At 37.7% G+C, this 17,132-nt stretch carries 17 protein-coding genes; 2 read left to right on the top strand and 15 right to left on the bottom strand.

Annotation, left to right across the window (positions count from 1 at the left end; genetic code table 11):
• Positions 1-82 precede the first annotated feature (82 nt).
• From C9J37_RS14775 to C9J37_RS14755, 5 genes are all read right to left on the bottom strand, one after another.
• Entirely contained in the window at positions 83-853 is a 771-nt protein-coding gene (locus C9J37_RS14775; RefSeq protein WP_107895951.1) for a CheR family methyltransferase, read from the bottom strand.
• A gap of 84 nt (positions 854-937) precedes the next feature.
• The gene (locus C9J37_RS14770) at positions 938-1,168 is read right to left on the bottom strand and encodes a hypothetical protein (protein ID WP_024364274.1); all 231 of its coding nucleotides are present in this window, start codon (positions 1,166-1,168) and stop codon (positions 938-940) included.
• 464 nt (positions 1,169-1,632) lie between these two features.
• Positions 1,633-3,258: a long-chain fatty acid--CoA ligase gene (locus C9J37_RS14765; RefSeq protein WP_107895950.1), complete on the bottom strand. Its 1,626-nt coding sequence runs from the start codon at positions 3,256-3,258 to the stop codon at positions 1,633-1,635.
• 124 nt (positions 3,259-3,382) lie between these two features.
• Positions 3,383-4,150: a 3-hydroxyacyl-CoA dehydrogenase gene (locus tag C9J37_RS14760; protein WP_107895949.1), complete on the bottom strand. Its 768-nt coding sequence runs from the start codon at positions 4,148-4,150 to the stop codon at positions 3,383-3,385.
• Between the two features lie 14 nt (positions 4,151-4,164).
• Positions 4,165-5,313, bottom strand: coding sequence for a thiolase family protein (locus C9J37_RS14755; protein WP_107895948.1), 1,149 nt, complete (start codon positions 5,311-5,313; stop codon positions 4,165-4,167).
• 629 nt (positions 5,314-5,942) lie between these two features.
• Here C9J37_RS14755 and C9J37_RS14750 point away from each other — a divergent pair.
• Both C9J37_RS14750 and C9J37_RS14745 read left to right on the top strand, forming a co-directional pair.
• The gene (locus tag C9J37_RS14750; RefSeq protein WP_107895947.1) at positions 5,943-6,359 is read left to right on the top strand and encodes a DUF3139 domain-containing protein; all 417 of its coding nucleotides are present in this window, start codon (positions 5,943-5,945) and stop codon (positions 6,357-6,359) included.
• A gap of 835 nt (positions 6,360-7,194) precedes the next feature.
• The gene (locus C9J37_RS14745) at positions 7,195-8,709 is read left to right on the top strand and encodes an SH3 domain-containing protein (RefSeq protein ID WP_107895946.1); all 1,515 of its coding nucleotides are present in this window, start codon (positions 7,195-7,197) and stop codon (positions 8,707-8,709) included.
• 254 nt (positions 8,710-8,963) lie between these two features.
• Here the strand turns inward: C9J37_RS14745 and C9J37_RS28985 are convergent, their stop codons facing one another.
• The 10 genes from C9J37_RS28985 to C9J37_RS14695 all read right to left on the bottom strand — a co-directional run bounded on the left by C9J37_RS28985 (position 8,964) and on the right by C9J37_RS14695 (position 17,130).
• Positions 8,964-9,134, bottom strand: a complete 171-nt coding sequence (locus C9J37_RS28985) for a hypothetical protein (RefSeq protein ID WP_235617124.1) — start codon at positions 9,132-9,134, stop codon at positions 8,964-8,966.
• Positions 9,135-9,634: 500 nt separating this feature from the next.
• A complete protein-coding gene (ndk, locus tag C9J37_RS14735) occupies positions 9,635-10,051 on the bottom strand; it encodes a nucleoside-diphosphate kinase (protein WP_024364284.1) in 417 nt (138 codons plus the stop codon).
• Between the two features lie 86 nt (positions 10,052-10,137).
• Positions 10,138-11,112: a heptaprenyl diphosphate synthase component II gene (gene hepT, locus C9J37_RS14730; protein WP_107895945.1), complete on the bottom strand. Its 975-nt coding sequence runs from the start codon at positions 11,110-11,112 to the stop codon at positions 10,138-10,140.
• Positions 11,113-11,131: 19 nt separating this feature from the next.
• Complete coding sequence (locus tag C9J37_RS14725) at positions 11,132-11,836, bottom strand: demethylmenaquinone methyltransferase (RefSeq protein WP_024364286.1); 705 nt, start codon at positions 11,834-11,836, stop codon at positions 11,132-11,134.
• 16 nt (positions 11,837-11,852) lie between these two features.
• Complete coding sequence (locus tag C9J37_RS14720) at positions 11,853-12,620, bottom strand: heptaprenyl diphosphate synthase component 1 (protein WP_024364287.1); 768 nt, start codon at positions 12,618-12,620, stop codon at positions 11,853-11,855.
• A 312-nt stretch (positions 12,621-12,932) separates the two neighbouring features.
• Positions 12,933-13,151, bottom strand: a complete 219-nt coding sequence (mtrB, locus tag C9J37_RS14715) for a trp RNA-binding attenuation protein MtrB (RefSeq protein WP_010858802.1) — start codon at positions 13,149-13,151, stop codon at positions 12,933-12,935.
• A 63-nt stretch (positions 13,152-13,214) separates the two neighbouring features.
• On the bottom strand, positions 13,215-13,784 hold the full coding sequence (gene folE, locus C9J37_RS14710) for a GTP cyclohydrolase I FolE (protein ID WP_024364288.1): 570 nt from the start codon (positions 13,782-13,784) through the stop codon (positions 13,215-13,217).
• A gap of 463 nt (positions 13,785-14,247) precedes the next feature.
• Positions 14,248-14,520, bottom strand: coding sequence for a non-specific DNA-binding protein Hbs (locus tag C9J37_RS14705; RefSeq protein ID WP_004232618.1), 273 nt, complete (start codon positions 14,518-14,520; stop codon positions 14,248-14,250).
• A 199-nt stretch (positions 14,521-14,719) separates the two neighbouring features.
• Positions 14,720-16,198, bottom strand: coding sequence for a stage IV sporulation protein A (gene spoIVA, locus C9J37_RS14700; RefSeq protein ID WP_024364289.1), 1,479 nt, complete (start codon positions 16,196-16,198; stop codon positions 14,720-14,722).
• A 143-nt stretch (positions 16,199-16,341) separates the two neighbouring features.
• Positions 16,342-17,130, bottom strand: coding sequence for a YphF family lipoprotein (locus tag C9J37_RS14695; RefSeq protein WP_107895944.1), 789 nt, complete (start codon positions 17,128-17,130; stop codon positions 16,342-16,344).
• Between the last annotated feature and the right edge of the window lie 2 nt (positions 17,131-17,132).

Below are 17,132 nucleotides of genomic sequence, written 5' to 3'. Positions count from 1 at the left end.
ATCTATGTCTAGTGTCTTGGCAATTTTATGTACGTGACAGTCATCTTGTTCACTGTACGAATGCTTTTCATCATATAGTTTGCTATTTTTTTCGATAGAAGAATGTATCCTCTACCTCAAATTCATAACGCGAAGGATTAAATATTTGCTCCGTTGAGCCGACAAATAAAATGCCATCTTGTCGTAATGCTTTACTGAAGTTTGCATAGATTTGATCCTTTGCTTCTTCGGTAAAATAAATCATCACATTGCGGCACACGATCAGATCATAATTGGCATCATAATGATCGTTAAGCAAATTATGCTTTTTAAATGTCACACAACGTTTAATTTCATCTTTCACTCGGTAGAAGCTTCCCTCTTGCTCAAAATACTTCGCCTGAATATCTTTTGGAACCTCTGCTAAAGAACGCTCTGGATAGACGCCCAATTTAGCTTTTTGAATGACATTTTCATCTAAATCTGTGGCGATTATTTGAATTTGCGATAACGGTACTAATTGTGATAATACCATTGCTAATGAATAAGGTTCTTCCCCAGTAGAACAGGCAGCACTCCAAATTTTCAAACGCTTGTTGGATTGCAATAACTTTGGAAAAATTTTCTTTTGCAATACTTCCCAGCGCTTTCCATTTCGATAAAACTCCGAAACATTAATGGTCATTCGATCTAGAAATTCATTCATTAAATCGCGATCTTGTTCAAGAGCCTTTAAAAAATCAACAAAATTACGATATCCCTTTTTCTCATAGAGTGAAGTTAATCGTCTTTTCATTTGCGCTTCTTTATATAACGCTAAATCAATACCAGTTTTGCGCTTAATACCTTCTACAAATTGTTCATAATCTGACATACGGTCATCTTCCCCTCTAGCGTCGTATTTCCATTATAGCGGAAAAATGCCTTTACTGAAATAGTCTTTCCTGTGTATTCAAGGTTACCTCGTTGTATTTTTCTTCTCTTCTAATAGTAGCACTTTCGAATGTTCCAATTCTAGTCGCAGTTTTTCGGTTTCTTTTGTATATGATTCCAATCTTAGCTTCTCTAATTCCACTTCTTGTTCGATTGTCTTTAATTTAAGTTTTTGTCCCTTCGTACGCGCATCAGTAAATATCCCAGCCAAAGCGACCATAATGCCGCCAATAATAGCAACAATAGCAATTTCCATAATTTCTCTTCCCCCTATCTATAAAGATTATACGATATAACAAGAAAATAGTTTCTTTTTTTAAGTGTACTCCATCCATTTTCTAATTAATCAACAATGAAAAACTAATTCGAGGAACAACACACGCCTTTTGTTATAGACATAAACTTTTTCGCTCAACATAGCGTCCAATGCAATAAAAGGCATCAAAAGAGAAAAAGTGTTAGATTGACTGCAATCAATCTAACACTTTTTTGCTATGCCGTTGTTGTCCGCTACTGCGGTGCTTTCCTTGGGCACACTGTAAGCCGCAGGAGTCACCGCCTTCGCTACCAACAACTAGTGAACACTTCTAATTTTTTTATTACAAAAGCAAGAATAGTTAAGTTCTCCATATAGCAAAAAATTATGAACACCTTTCGTCTGTTTCTTAAATTTTTTGAGTTATGTCCCAGCTCCAGTCTATTACCATAGTAATATAACTGTTATATTTTCACACGATAATCTTTTAAATTTTCCCTTAACTTAGCTTTCATAAATTTGCCAACGGATGTTTTCGGCACTTCATCTAAAAAAACAACATCATCGGGAATCCACGTTTTATGGAACTGTGTACGCAAACTATCGAGCAGTTCCTCCTTCGTAATGGAATCTTTATATTCAGGCTTAGGAACGACACATGCCAGCGGACGTTCCAACCATTTCTCATGTGGAATGGCCACCACGGCCGCTTCAAACACTTTCGGATGTGTCATTAATGCATTTTCAAGCTCCACAGATGAAATCCATTCCCCACCACTCTTAATCAAGTCTTTTGTACGATCTGTAATTTTAATATAGCCATCAGGGGTCATCACCGCAATATCTCCAGTATATAGCCACCCATCTTTAAAAGCTTCTGCCGTGCGCTCATCTTTATAATATTCACTAGCAATCCAGGGGCCTCTTATTGTGATTTCTCCCATCGTCTTGCCGTCCCATGGTACCTCACCATGTTCATTAACGATTCGCATATCAAGAAGCGGCATCGTGATCCCTTGCGTTGTGCGAACGTGCATTTTTTCGTCTGCCGTATAGTTTTCCATATGTGATAAGTAGGTCGATAAGCTAACAAGTGGTGATGTCTCGGTCATACCGTAGCCCGTAAAATACGGAATTTTTTGTTCTTCTTCAAAACCGCGCACAAGACCGATGGGCGATGCAGAGCCACCACAAATAATCGAACGTAACGACGATAAATCACGTGGTTGTTGACGTTGCGCTTGTAACACACCAAGCCAAATCGTTGGAACGCCCGCTGTTAATGTTACTTTGTACTGTTCAATTAAATCGGCTAATAGCTGTGGTGTAAACATCGGTCCAGGTAGTACTTGAGTAGCCCCAAATAACACGCTAGCAAACGGTAAGCCCCAAGCATTGGCATGAAACATTGGGACGACCGGTAACACGACATCACGTTCACATATCGCGATGCTATCAGACAGCCCAGCTGTAATGCTATGAAGAACAATGCTTCGATGTGTATAGACAACACCCTTTGGCATACCTGTTGTTGCACTTGTATAGCACATGCCAGCAGGTGCATTCTCCTCTATATCGTCTGGAAATTCAAAATCACCACTTGCCTCTGCAAGTAGTTCTTCATAAGACAGCGCATTGGGTAATGGCGAGTTTTGCAATTCCACTGCATCCCCCATAACAATAAAATACTTCACTGTTTTAAGCTGGGACACGATTGGTGCAATGACAGGAACTAGATTTTCATCAATAAGTAAAATTTCATCTTCTGCATGATTTATCACATACACGATATGCTCAGGCGCCAAGCGAATATTAATCATATGCAGTACTGCACCAGCACACGGTACGGCAAAATATGCCTCTAAGTGACGATGATGATTCCAAGCAAAAGTACCCACTTTTATACCTCGGTCCATGCCAAGTGTTGTTAAAGCATCCGCTAATTTACGAGTACGAATAGCAAACTCTTTATAAGTAAACTCATGAATCGTTGTAGGGCTTGTACGCGAATAGATTTTCTTCGCATGAAAGAATCGTTCTGCCCGACTAAAAAAACTTGTCAGTAGTAAAGGTGTATCCATCATATGCATAACATCGCTCCCTTTCATTATCCTGACGTTTATCACGCCCTAATTAAACCGAAGCTGACCGCTGCTACAAAACATTCGTTTTTATCGACGACTATTCTTTTACATCATAAGTACTTAAATTTTATTATTTCGGTTGCATTCGTATCGCACCATCAAGGCGAATGACCTCGCCATTAAGCATAACATTATGAATAATACTTTCTACAAGCAATGCATATTCGGATGGTTTGCCAAGACGTTTTGGAAACGGTGTCATAGTTGCTAGTGCTGTTCGAGCTGGTTCAGCTAGCGATGCAAACATCGGCGTTTCAATTAGCCCAGGCGCGATAGTCATTACTCGTATTCCTAACTCTGCAAGCTCGCGCGCAATCGGCAATGTCATCGCCGCTACTCCACCCTTTGAGGCACTATAAGCCGCTTGTCCAATTTGACCATCAAATGCAGCCACAGATGCTGTATTAATCATAACGCCTCGCTGCCCATCTTCATCAGGCTTATTATGCTGCATTTGTTCGGCTGCAAGACGAATAACGTTAAATGTGCCAATTAAATTGACAGCTATCACTTTCGAAAATAACTCAAGTGCATGGACACCACGTTTTGAAATGACTTTACTCGCATCCGCAATCCCTGCACAGTTAACAGCTACATTAATCAGTCCAAATGTTGCTATCGCATGTTCAATGCCCGCTGCCACATCCGCTTCCTGTGTCACATCAACACGGACATAGCTGACATCTTCACCTAATTCTTGCACGAGTGTCTGCCCTCTCTCATCATTGACATCAAAAATAACAGCTTTGCCACCTTGTCCAACAATTTTCCGGACAGTTGCCTCCCCTAAACCTGATGCACCACCTGTTACAATGGCTACAACTTCATGACATTTCATCCCACACAACCCCTTTACATTTTTTCAATAATTGTGGCATTTGCCATACCCATACCCTCACATATAGCAATGAGGCCATAGCGTAAATTTTCACGTTGCATCCGATATAACATCGTCGTTAACAACTTTGTACCCGTTGCTCCTAATGGATGCCCTAAAGCAATAGCACCACCATCTGGATTTAGCTTTGCTGGGTCTGCACCGATGTCATGTAACCAAGCAAGTGGCACCGGAGCAAAGGCTTCGTTAACTTCATACGTATCTATCTCTTCAATTGTCAGTCCTGCACGTTTCAAGGCTTGTCTTGTAGCTTCAATTGGACCCGTAAGCATAAGCGTCGGATCGGAGCCTACCACAACGCGTGTAACAATTTTTGCAAGCGGTTGAATGCCAAGCTCTTGTGCTTTTTCTAACGACATCAGCACGACAGCCGATGCCCCATCACTCATTTGGCTTGCATTACCGGCTGTAATAACCCCTTGCTCTTGAAAGACGGTTTTTAAGTTATTTAATCGTTCCATAGTTGTATCTGCTCGAGGCCCTTCATCGACTTCAAATATGGTAACCGTTCCATCTTCTTGTGTTATATGGACAGGCATAATTTCCTGTTGAAAATGACCTGCCTCAATGGCTGCTAAAGCTCGTCTATGACTTTCATAAGCAAAATGATTTAAATGGTCTTTTGAAAATTGCCATTTTGCCGCCATTTTCTCAGCTGATAGCCCTTGATGAATAATCGTATAATTTTCTTGTAAGCGTTTGCCTTTATGAGCACTCTGCATATTTGAAAACATTGGCACCCTTGTCATACTTTCTACACCACCAGCAATGACAATATCCATATCACCTGCTAAGATAGCTTGTGCGCCAAAATGCACAGCTTGCTGGCTAGAACCGCATTGACGATCAATCGTGACGCCAGGAACTTTCTCAGGGAAGCCTGCCATTAATAACGCTGTGCGGGCAATATTTGCACCTTGCTCACCAGATTGCGTCACACAGCCGAAAATAACATCCTCCACTTGCCCTTTGTCAATCCCTGCACGGTTTACAACTTCTTGTAGTACATCTGCTGCTAAATCATCTGCACGTACATCCTTTAAAGCGCCTTTACTACGTCCAACTGCGGTACGCACAGCTGCTACTATTACTACTTCTCTCATATCACTACCCCTTTTCTAAAACGTTTCTGTCATTCCCCTTAATACATTACGTTTAAGTTTATTTGCTTGCTAGAAAATATATACCACTTTATGAAACTATTTACTAGCAACAAATTATCTGAATATTATAGCATTTATTTTACATGACTTAGAAGTTATGTACAATTTTTTATATAGGTAGATAGAAATTAGTGATATGTATCCCGTAGTTATTTCAACTTCTCGTTCAAGGGAATCTGCTATTGCCTATTTGACGAAAAGCTTTGCTGTTACTTTATGTCATGATCATTTGATGATTAATGTTTTAAGCAATAAAAAAAGCACCAACCAAACATCCTATTAAAATGACTCTGCTGTTCCCCTATCCCCCATAGACTGTTAAATGTAGATAGAATTATAATTACCGATTGAACAAATGCCAAAATAGTGTAAAATTATACCATCAGAGATACTTTAATGGATAAATTGAGCAAATAGTTAGTAGCTTCAATTTTACTCCGAATAATAGGGTATCTTCATTTTTCAATAAGCGAAACAAAGCCTATCATACATTAATCTAGGACGTGTGTATTATAACTGATTATTCTGTTATTAAAAAAAGGAAGAAACATTAAAGAGAGGTGACTACGATGAATAAACAAAAGATATTAACAACAATTAGTACCCTAATCGCTGTTATTGTCATTGCTATGCCAATAGGTTTAATATATGTACTAAATAACGGAAATCCATATACAAAATACATTGCTAATAAGTATGTTCCAAAATATTTAGAAGAGCAGGGATATACAGACGAAGAAATTGAAGAATCACATTTTGTTGAGCCCAAGCACTTAATAAATAAAGATTTTTATCACGGACATTATATGGTTATTTTTAAAGATGAACCTAATACAACCTATTATTATGGAATAACTAAAAAGGGAAAACAAGTTCAGCAATTTTGTGAAAAAGACAGACTTTCAAATGGTGTTACCGATATATTTGAAGGTGAGACAAAATATAGTGAAAAAGAATGTAAAAATTCTCTTGATAATAGAGATTAATTTGCTTTGGACATATAATGATAGTCCAAAGCAAACCATCTAAATAAAATTTTGAATAATTAGATAACCGGAACAATAACAATTATTGGTTTAGCCTTCCAGCTAAGGGACTTGCGTGTATGATTGAGTCCTAATAGATATGCAGTCCTTTTTATTCCCCCTTAACCTCTCCTGTCCTCTATATATAGCGTGACAGCTCCCTTTAGACAACTTCCTCTGCTTCACTTTCACCACATATAGACCCGTTAAACTCTCCTAAGACTTTACTAGTATTGTTCATGTAAACTAACCCAAAGATGATTTATAGTGTACCATATTTCCGAATATTGGTGCGTAGAAGTGCTAGATTATAAAGCAAATTATGATGGGATTGCGGTAGCATATCATTAAGTTGGTGTGCTTTTTCTATATGAATAAGATTAATGAATAAATATAAGAAGCGACAAAGCAAACACAAGCTCTTGGTTGTAATAAGGAGTGTGACAAAGTTCTATTCTTTCAACTTTGAGTCAGCCAGCTTACAACAACAATCAGAGAAGCTTACAGAGCCATTTAACGAGCTTGTAAGAGTTGATAGATTTTGCTTGGGCTTGTTTCAATGGACTTTAGGAAGCTTACCTATTTCAATAAAAAAGTAAAGATCCAACAATCACTATTTACAAACTTTTCACAGAATTAAAATTAAACAATATATGTTTGGCTATCATTTATTATTGGGTGATGTTAAATTAAGGAAGAAATGACTATTACCCCTATCTCAAATATTGGGTTTATGATAACATATATTTGAATCTTTTAACTTTAAATAATATGAAAGGAAGTGTAATAATCACATATGAAAAAGATATTGAAACCATTGATTAGTGTTATTGCCATTGGTACCCTCTCTCTATCTATCAACATAGATAAAAATGTATTAGCTAATAATATTGCAAATACATGTGCGTATGATTCGGCATCCAAAGTAAATCCTGATTATTCCACAATGAACTGTTTGTTAACCGAAACAGCACTGAATTATGATGTTCCTCCTGAAATTGTGAAGGCAATAGCGGAAGGTGAAAGTGGAAATTGGCGTCATTTTGATAAGAATGGTGAAGCAATTGTGACAGCTGATAATGGAATAGGCATTATGCAAATTACAAATCAAGCAGGCTACAATCAAGATAGACTAAAAAGTGATATTGTCTATAATATTCAAGCTGGTGTAGAGACTCTAGATAATATGTTTAAGCGAAAGGATTTACCTAGCATCAACGGTGGAGAAAGAGATGTACTGGAACATTGGTACTTCGCTATCATGGCTTATAACGGTACTAAGCCAGTAAATAGTCCAATTGTTCAAGCAACTGGTGAAAGAAATACCAATGCCTATCAAGAAAGAATTCTCCGTATTATTAATAAATTGGAATTAATAGACTTAACAGAGCTGCCTTTTTCACGTGAACATTTTCAATATGACACTAACAGCAGGGAAAATATTAAATTTTCAACGTTGCACTATGATTTTGATTTACCATTAACAAAATCTAAGTATTTTTTTGAAACAAATCAAAAAGTTAGTGCAATAACGAATGTAACAATTAGGACAAGACCTACTACGGATAGTCCTTCTTTGGGTACTTTACGTGAAGGTGAAATTGTTACCATTACAGGTCCTTTTGAATATGAAAAAGTATCAACGAAGAAAAACCATTTTGTGTGGTATCCTGTGAAAAGAAGTGACGGGACAGAGGGCTATGTAGCATCAAGTTATTTAAACTACTCAGCTTCAACATCAACGCCAACACCTCCAGTAACACCGCCCACAACGGGCAACGTTGATGTATCAAAGTTTGCTGATTACAATGCAAACCAATACTGGGCTGAGGATTTTAAGTGGGCAGTCAACATCGGTATCATCAGTGGATACCCAAACGTGAAAAACCCATCAACAGGTAAGTACGAAAACTTACTTAAACCGTACACGAACTTAACGGAAAACCAAATGTTATCTATCCTATTCCGTTACTTTAAACCATCAGAACTAGCTTCAACGAAAGCTAATACTTCATGGTATGGAGACGTAAACTACCAACTGGCTACAAAATACTCTCTACCAGTCCTAGGTGCAAACACAGCATCCAAACAAGCCATTGCAGGAAAGGATATCACACGAGGTAACTTCGCTCGTATCTTAGCTTCAATGCATTATGGTAAGACTGTATCTCAGTCAGAGGCTATTAAATTCCTTCGTGATAATGGTTTAACAACTACTAAAACAAATGAAGAGTTTAAACCAAATGATGCTCTAGCAAGAGCGCACACAGTGGCATTCTTCCACCGTTACGAACAAATATTCAATAACTAAATTGCTACTTACAAGTGAAAAGATGACTATAAAAGTCATCTTTTCTTTTTTATGTATAATAAATCCTTTCTTGACACTCCTCGAACCTTTCACAACTAAATTTCCACAAAGATGAATTTGTTGTATTTGCACGCCATGAAAATATGAAAGATGAATTGAGGGAATCTTTGTTCATATGTTTAAATACTGAAAAAATTATTTACCAGGTTGATAACGATAATAATGTTTTAATAAAAAAGATGTTGACCATGCAGTTACACGTTGTTCATAAAAATGGAGTAATGCTTTTCATATTCAACCCCCATGGTTGATTTACCCAAAGGCAATAACAATAATGCTAACTCTTTTTCTGTAGCAGCTTCCTTAACGCTTGTATTTACTTTTATTTTGATGTTTGTCCAAAACTTTGAGTTATTACCAGCCATTATCGTGACACTTGCTTAAAAGGGCTTTAAACGACCATATAAAGAAGTGTCCTTCACATATTCAAAACTTGATAAATATTGATAAATTTTTCATTATTAATTTTATGTAGATATTCAACTTCGGTAACCTCAACAAATCGCTTAAAAATATAGTTATAACTATCAATTGTCCTTAGTCTTAATCCGTTTAGTCGCCATTGTTGATTTAAAATTTGTATGGCGTGTTTAACAGTTATATTTCTGTTGTCCAATTCATCAAAAGTATCCATTTTAACTATTGAGTTATTGATTTTTTTCACCATTTTTCTTTGGTTGTTTTTCAGTTTTGCTAGTCAAAAAGCTTAAATCAATGTTTGCGTTCACTTTATTGAGCGATTTTGACAAACAAAAAACCCCCTAACATTTTTTGTTAGAAGGTAAAAGTCACATCGGAAAAATAGATGATTTTTTTATTGAGTTCTATTCGTAGTTTTTTTCGCTACGCTTCTTAGAAGTGCGAATTAAACTAAATCTTCACCGAAGAATAAACCGATTTCGCGCTCTGCAGATGCAAGAGAGTCAGAACCGTGGATGATGTTGTGAGATACAGTTGTAGCGTAGTCACCACGGATTGTACCTGGGTTAGATTCTTCTGGTTTCGTAGCACCCATCATTGTACGTGCAAGTTTAATTACGTTTTCGCCTTCCCATACCATAGCGAATACTGGACCAGAAGTGATGAAGTCTACTAATTCACCGAAGAATGGACGTTCAGCATGCTCAGCATAGTGTTTTTCAGCTAATTCTTGAGGAATTACCATTAATTTAGCGCCTTTTAATACAAAACCGCGACGTTCAAAACGGTCAACGATGTCACCTACTACTTGTCGTTCTACGCCATCAGGCTTAACCATTAAAAAAGTTTTTTCGATTGCCATGTTTAAAACACTCCTTAAATTCGTCTAACAGGTTTTACACCTACCGATAAATATTAACAAAAAATCAGCTTTAGCACAACAAAAAGCTAGAATTTACGCTTGCCCATAAACAAAGCGATGTCACGAAGCTTTTTCTTAATTGGATGTTTTGGTAAAGCATCTATTTCTTGTAAAGCTTTTTTCAAATACTTATCACTCATTTTATTAGCTTGTGTAATTGCGTCAGATTTACGCACATATTGCAGCATATTTTGGCGCTCAAGCTCCGTTAATGTCCCTGCAAACACCTTTGCTAAGTAAGGTTGCATTTGTGGATCATCTTTTAATAACAAAATCGGCAAGGTAATATTACCTTGCAATAAGTCACTACCTGCTGGCTTCCCTAATTCTTTATCTGTCGCCATAATATCTAATACATCATCGATTATTTGAAAGCTCATACCAACAAAGTAGCCAAAGCGTTTCAAATGGCTTACTGTTTTTGCATCAACACCTGCTGCCACTGCACCAATCTCACAGCTTGAAGAAATAAGTAATGCCGTTTTTCGTTTAATACGTCTGAAGTAATCCTTTAAGCCTTGATCCAATCTAAACTTGTCCTCAATTTGTATCACTTCGCCATTACAAATTTCTACCATTGTACGTGCCAAAATTTGATGAACAAGTGGATCCTCTAGCTTTGTGATGTACTCAAGTGCACGTGCAAAAATAAAATCGCCCGTGTACATTGCTACTCTGTTATTCCATTGGGATTTGACAGTTGGACGTCCTCGTCGCATATCGGAATCATCAATCACATCATCATGCACTAGCGACGCCATGTGAATGAGCTCTAAAGGCACAGCCACATTTTTCATCTTTTCGATATCATAATTGCCAAATTTTGCGCCAAGCAACACAAAGATTGGTCGGATTCGTTTGCCACCAGCTTGTAATAAATGGAGAGAAGCATCGTTAATTAAATGCGAAGACGAATTCACCGCTTTTTCTAATTCTTGTTCGATGATATCAATATCTGACTTCAAATCGGAATAGAGTAGTTTTAACTTCATCTTTTCCACGCTTGAAAACCTTCCCCCATTAACGTACCTTTTTAAAGCCCATATGCATTGCCGCAGCACCGCCACTGTATGCTTTGTACGTTACTTTTTCTAAACCTGCCTGTTCAAACATTGCCGCTAGCTTCTTCATACCTGGGAAATCATTTGCAGATTCCTGTAACCAAGAATACTCTTTATAACTTTTCGCAAAAATTTTACCAAATATCGGCATAATATATTTAAAATAAAAACGGAATAGTTGTCGATAGCCAGGTATTTCTGATTGAGATGTTTCTAAACATACAACCATGCCCCCCGGTTTTACAACACGATTCATTTCTTTTAACACTTGTAAATAATCAGGAACATTGCGTAGACCAAAACCAATCGTCACATAATCAAATGTATTGTCTGGAAATGGTAATTCCATTGCATTTCCTTGTATCAGTTCAATTTGTGGGTAAGGCGTTATTTTTTTTTCGCCCACTTGCAGCATGTTATGACTGAAATCCAGTCCCTTAACTTCGCCACTTTCTCCAACTGCCTCAGCTAGTGCAATTGTCCAGTCAGCTGTGCCACAACAAACATCTAGCGCTTTCGATCCAGGCTTGACAGCCATGCGCTTCATCGTATCGTTGCGCCAGCCTACATGCATTTGGAAGCTAATTACACCATTCATTTTGTCATAGCTTTCAGAAATACTTTCAAATACTTCGTGAACGTGCTCTTCTTTTGATTTAGCCATTTTAGAAAAACCTCTCTTATCCGTTTGTAGAAGCAATCGATGCATCTACACGTGCTTGTAGAGCTTGTTTCACATCACTTTGTAAAAATGATGCTTGTGCTATTACTTGCAACAGCTCTGTTTTTAAGCGGGCAATTTTATCTTGTAAGACGCTATTGAAGGTCGCGCCTGTCTGTAATGCACTTTGTTCCAGCACTTTACTCATCAATGATTTTTGTCCACGTTGATACATAGCCCACTCTCTTTCTAATCGTAAGATCAATAAGCTCTTCTCCATTATTGGAATATAATGATGCAATGCATAAAGCTCAAAAAATTTCGCAATTAAACCTGACTCGATATTGCTAATTGAAGAACACCATTGTTCCACTGTACGCTGTTTTGCCTCATACACTTTTATTTGATGCTCGCAACGTGACACGATACCTTGTGATAAATTCCGAATTAATGCGACATTTCCCGACATTGCTAAAATTTCATAATACCGGCCACTATAAAAATCCCCAGCTAAAACGGTTAGCTGCTGTTCCTTTGAAGTGGCATCTAATTCTTTTATATGATCATGTGCCGCTAACGCTGCATATACAATTCCAACAGTTATTGCAGCTTCCCTTTGCTCTTGTTGCCACTCTTCTCCATTCAAGAAGGGCACTAACAAGTAAAACAGTTGATTTTCATCGAGCACAGGCGCTCCTGTGTATTTTTGCAAAGTTCTATGACGAACATCCATGAAAATCTCTGTTTTTAACTGTGCAATTGAATTTTGAATGTATGTTGCATTCATAGACCTTACTCCATTTCACTTTCAAATACGTTCATCATCAACATGACTTAACGCTTGCTTACTGAGTCATTATAGCATAAGCATCGATTCGGAATAAAAAGTTTTTGCTTTCACCAACACGAACGGGCAGTAGAACCCTACCACGGAAAGTACAAGAAAAAAATGGTAGGAAATCTACTTGCCCGTAAAAGCCAGTTTTACCAACACATATTACTTTTTTTATATGCATTTGGCACATCTGCAGATTATAACTAACCAGTCATCAGCACTGTATGTTGACTCTACCGACGGAAGCTAACTTACATGACTATGCTACTTTTTACCTTCACTTTGAATAACACCATGTGCTGTATGGATTTGTGCTTTGCCACGAATTTTCATGGCAGAAGTATGCTCAGTAAATTGAGCAATCATTACTTCCCCTGCATCTAATTTTTCAGAATGATGGAATTTCGTATCCGTACCACGAGTTAACCCAATTACATGTACACCATCTTCTTCTGCCTGTATTACTATATAATCTTGCGCCATTGTCTGTACACTCCTTAAATCCGACAAATTCTTAGTCCATCATAACATAATTAGACATGCAGTTTAAGACATTTGAATAAATGACAAGACTTCTCTACGTTTTACCTCATCTTGTTCATAAATGCCACGTGCCACTGACGTAACCGTTTTAGATCCAGGCTTTTTCAGTCCACGCATAGTCATACACATATGTTCTGCTTCAATAACGACATAAACACCTTTAGGAGATAGCATTTCCATAATCGTGTCGGCTACTGATGATGTAATCCGTTCTTGTAATTGCGGACGACGTGCAATCGTTTCCACCGCGCGACCTAATTTACTTAGCCCCGCTACAATGCCGTCGTTTGGTATGTAAGCTACATGTGCTTTGCCGTAAAATGGCACTAGATGATGCTCACACATTGAGTAAAATGGGATATCCTTTACAAGCACTAGTTCTTCATGATCCTCATGGAAAACCGTTTTAAAATAATCTTTTGCATCTTCATGTAAGCCACTAAACATTTCAGCATACATTTTAGCAACGCGTTTTGGTGTATCGAGTAATCCTTCACGATTCACATCTTCGCCCACAGCTTCTAAAATCATTTTCACTGCTTGTTCTATTTTCAATAAATCTACATTCGACATTCGTAAAAACCCTCCTGCGTATCAAAGCATTACACATTTCCCTATGCATCGTAGCATATCCAAAAGTTAAGCGCAAAACGACTTACTTGAATTAAAAGAAATTCAACATAACTTCTGTAATTAGGCATTAACTGCCGTCTTTGTTTCCAGATTTTATATTCAAGTTTGCTCAAAAAGCTCCTCTTAAAATCTATGCTATCCTTCTAGAGCATTTAACATAAATCAATCTTTGATGGAATGCTTGCTCTAATCAGTTCCTATTTGGCATTTATCCTTACTTTTAGTAATAAGGGACTTCTGGTGAAGCAAGTTATAGTTGTCGTTCATTATGCTATGTATACAAATCTTAGTAAAAAAAGATTTCATGTGTTACTGCTATAAGTCATTTTATAAATTAAGTTAAAAAGAGCAGCCCTCATGCTCGTTTACATGAAGACTGCTCTATGTAACTACTAGACGTGTATTATTTTACAGCATCTTTAAGCGCTTTACCTGGTTTGAAAGCAGGTACCTTGCTAGCAGCGATTTCGATTTCTTTACCAGTTTGTGGGTTACGACCTTTACGAGCCGCACGTTCACGTACTTCAAAGTTACCAAAACCAATTAATTGTACTTTGTCACCCTTTGCAAGAGCATCTTGAATTGTATCAAATACAGCTTCAACTGCTTTAGAAGCGTCTTTTTTAGAAAGACCTGCAGCTTCAGCAACAGAGTTTACTAATTCTGTTTTATTCACACCATTCACCTCCTCTCAAAGGGTCATGAACCAATTCTGTAAAAAGAGTAACACATAGAAAACCGCTACGCAACTGTATTCATTCATGATTATAACCAAAAAATGCGTTTTTCACGCAAAAAACAAAAATAACAGGACTTTTCGCATAAAAACGAATAGTCCTGCACTATTTTTTTGCTCAGTATTTTCCATTTTATCTCTATAAAATAAATGTCACTAATCCTCTATCACCTTCATTCACCATACGCTCAATGGTTTGACGCATACGTTTTTTAGCTGTAGGTGGTACTGCATTCATTTTATAACGTATGCCCTCTTTTAACACTTCATGCAATGGCGTACCGAAAAGTTGTGTTTGCCAAAGCGCATCACGATCATGTAAATAAGCATGGTTTAAATCTTTTAATAACTGCTGACTGTGGAATTCAGAACCAATAAGTGGCGCAAATTCTGATTCCATATCAACACGAATAATATGATAGGATGGCGCTTTTGCTTTCATCCGTACGCCGTAGAAATTATTTTGCTTAATTAGTTCTGGAGCAGTTGGTTCGAATTCTTGCATCATTGGCAATGTTACGCCATAACCACTATTATCTGCTTCAGTAATGGCATCTTTAAAGCGTTTTTGGGCTTCTTTTGCTTCAGCAGCCTCTTTAATAAATAGCAACCAATCGCGCTTTGTTTCAATCGGCTCTTCCAACCATTCATTACAAACTGCTTTATATAATTCACCTTGTAAAGATACACGAATAACTGCTGTACCGATTCCAGAATCGACATGCACCACTTCACTTTGATCGATAAAATCAATCGCTTTAAAGGCATCCGAAGCTTGTTGCACGTCTCTAATTTTCATCACAGACGAAAGCACTTCTTCCATCGAATCAATTAATGCCACGTTTAGTGGGTGAGTAGCATCAAGGACATCGAGCCAATCTGGTTTTTCAACCTCAATCGTCCGAATCGGAAACTCAAATAGTGCCTCTTGTAAAATATATTGAATATCAGAAGCACGCATTTGATCGATTGAAATCGCAATTACCGGAACATTATAACGTTCAAATAGCTCATTTCGAAGCTGTACCGTCTCTTCTCTTGCTGGCATTTGACAATTTAACACAATAACAAAAGGCTTGCCAATTTCGGTTAATTGCGCAACAATCTCTTCTTCCGCTTTTTCAGCTGCACGACGGCTGATGCCATTTACTGTTCCATCTGTTGTCACAACAATCCCGATATTCGCATGGTCACGAATCACTTTATCTGTGCCAATTTTTGCTGCTTCTTGGAAAGGAATTGGCTCTGTATGCCAAGGCGTATGCACGTATTTCGGACCATTTTCATCCTCATAGCCCTTTGTACCTTCAATCACATAACCAACGCAATCTGCTAAACGAATTTGGAATGTCATTTCATCTTCGCCAACCGCAATACGAGTCGCTTGAGCAGGCACAAACTTCGGCTCAGCAGTCATGATAACTGGGCCTGGCGAGCTTTGTGGCAGCTCGTCCTGTGCTCGCATTCTTTCTGTATCATCCACAATATTCGGCAATACTACAGCTTCCATTACTTTTTTTACAAATGTTGATTTACCTACCCGAACTGGACCAACAACACCAATATAAACATCGCCATTTGTGCGCTCTGCAATTTCTTTAAATACTGCTTCACTCAAGGTTTCTGCCTCCTTTATCTACGCTTTTTCACTATATGCGCCCATGCAGATAAATATGAAAATGTATGAGAATTGTTTGAGTGACTGGCACATAAAAAAAATCCCAATCATTAGACCAACATCTAATGATTGGGGTGAAAAACTTATTTTGAATCCTTAGCTTTGCTTTCTTCTTCTTGCGCTGCTTTAGCTTCTTCCTTAGCTTTTTTGACATCCGCTTTATAAGCATCCATCATATAAGTTGGCTCTCCATTTTCATCCACAGTATATGGCACTGAATAAGCTGGAACAACAGGATACTTTTCGATAAGTAATTGACGAATATCATCACCTGGTTTCACATCTGGCTTGTCTTCTTTTAAAAGTTGGCCTAAATCAATAGAATAATCCACATGCATTTCGCCATCACCAGTCATAAAAATTGGTAATTCAGCACCTGAATATGGACTTTTCACCGTCACTTCTGATTTATAGCCTAATTTTTCAAAGTTAATTTGATACACATTATCGGCAATTGCCCTCTTTGTCGGGATATATTGTGTACCCAATTTTCGAATATTAATCTCTCGCATACGCTCAGCAGAGTTTAAGTCTACTAATTTAACTTCGGCACTGTTTTCCGGATCCCAAATAATGTATTGATAAATACCGCCCTTTTCATAGGCATTTCCAGGAATTTGAGCGATATATTTTGGCATAAGCTTTTCAAAATCGATTAAATATTTTATATAAATATCTGTATCCATTTCACTGTTTTTAATTGGCACAAGGCCACCAGTCGCTTCACGATATTCATTGACAGCACGTTGTACGGCTGCTAACTGGTCGACATCTGGCACTTGGTTTGCGGCTTTTTCTTCCTCAGGATATGCACAGCCACCTAACAAGACGGCAATTGCCACTGTTAAAAGAAAAGCATTTAGTTTTTTCATAA

The sequence above is a fragment of the Lysinibacillus mangiferihumi genome, assembly GCF_003049665.1.
GTDB lineage: Bacteria > Bacillota > Bacilli > Bacillales_A > Planococcaceae > Lysinibacillus > Lysinibacillus mangiferihumi.
The sequence above is the reverse complement of the archived record's forward strand: the minus strand, read 5'-3'. Positions and strand labels throughout refer to the sequence as shown.

Coding starts and splice junctions, on each gene's coding strand:
- C9J37_RS14775 (WP_107895951.1), bottom strand. CDS start 853: ATGTCAGATTATGAACAATTTGTAGAAGGTATTAAGCGCAAAACTGGT.
- C9J37_RS14770 (WP_024364274.1), bottom strand. CDS start 1,168: ATGGAAATTGCTATTGTTGCTATTATTGGCGGCATTATGGTCGCTTTG.
- C9J37_RS14765 (WP_107895950.1), bottom strand. CDS start 3,258: ATGCATATGATGGATACACCTTTACTACTGACAAGTTTTTTTAGTCGG.
- C9J37_RS14760 (WP_107895949.1), bottom strand. CDS start 4,150: ATGAAATGTCATGAAGTTGTAGCCATTGTAACAGGTGGTGCATCAGGT.
- C9J37_RS14755 (WP_107895948.1), bottom strand. CDS start 5,313: ATGAGAGAAGTAGTAATAGTAGCAGCTGTGCGTACCGCAGTTGGACGT.
- C9J37_RS14750 (WP_107895947.1), top strand. CDS start 5,943: ATGAATAAACAAAAGATATTAACAACAATTAGTACCCTAATCGCTGTT.
- C9J37_RS14745 (WP_107895946.1), top strand. CDS start 7,195: ATGAAAAAGATATTGAAACCATTGATTAGTGTTATTGCCATTGGTACC.
- C9J37_RS28985 (WP_235617124.1), bottom strand. CDS start 9,134: ATGGCTGGTAATAACTCAAAGTTTTGGACAAACATCAAAATAAAAGTA.
- ndk (WP_024364284.1), bottom strand. CDS start 10,051: ATGGCAATCGAAAAAACTTTTTTAATGGTTAAGCCTGATGGCGTAGAA.
- C9J37_RS14725 (WP_024364286.1), bottom strand. CDS start 11,836: ATGGCTAAATCAAAAGAAGAGCACGTTCACGAAGTATTTGAAAGTATT.
- C9J37_RS14720 (WP_024364287.1), bottom strand. CDS start 12,620: ATGAATGCAACATACATTCAAAATTCAATTGCACAGTTAAAAACAGAG.
- mtrB (WP_010858802.1), bottom strand. CDS start 13,151: ATGGCGCAAGATTATATAGTAATACAGGCAGAAGAAGATGGTGTACAT.
- folE (WP_024364288.1), bottom strand. CDS start 13,784: ATGTCGAATGTAGATTTATTGAAAATAGAACAAGCAGTGAAAATGATT.
- C9J37_RS14695 (WP_107895944.1), bottom strand. CDS start 17,130: ATGAAAAAACTAAATGCTTTTCTTTTAACAGTGGCAATTGCCGTCTTG.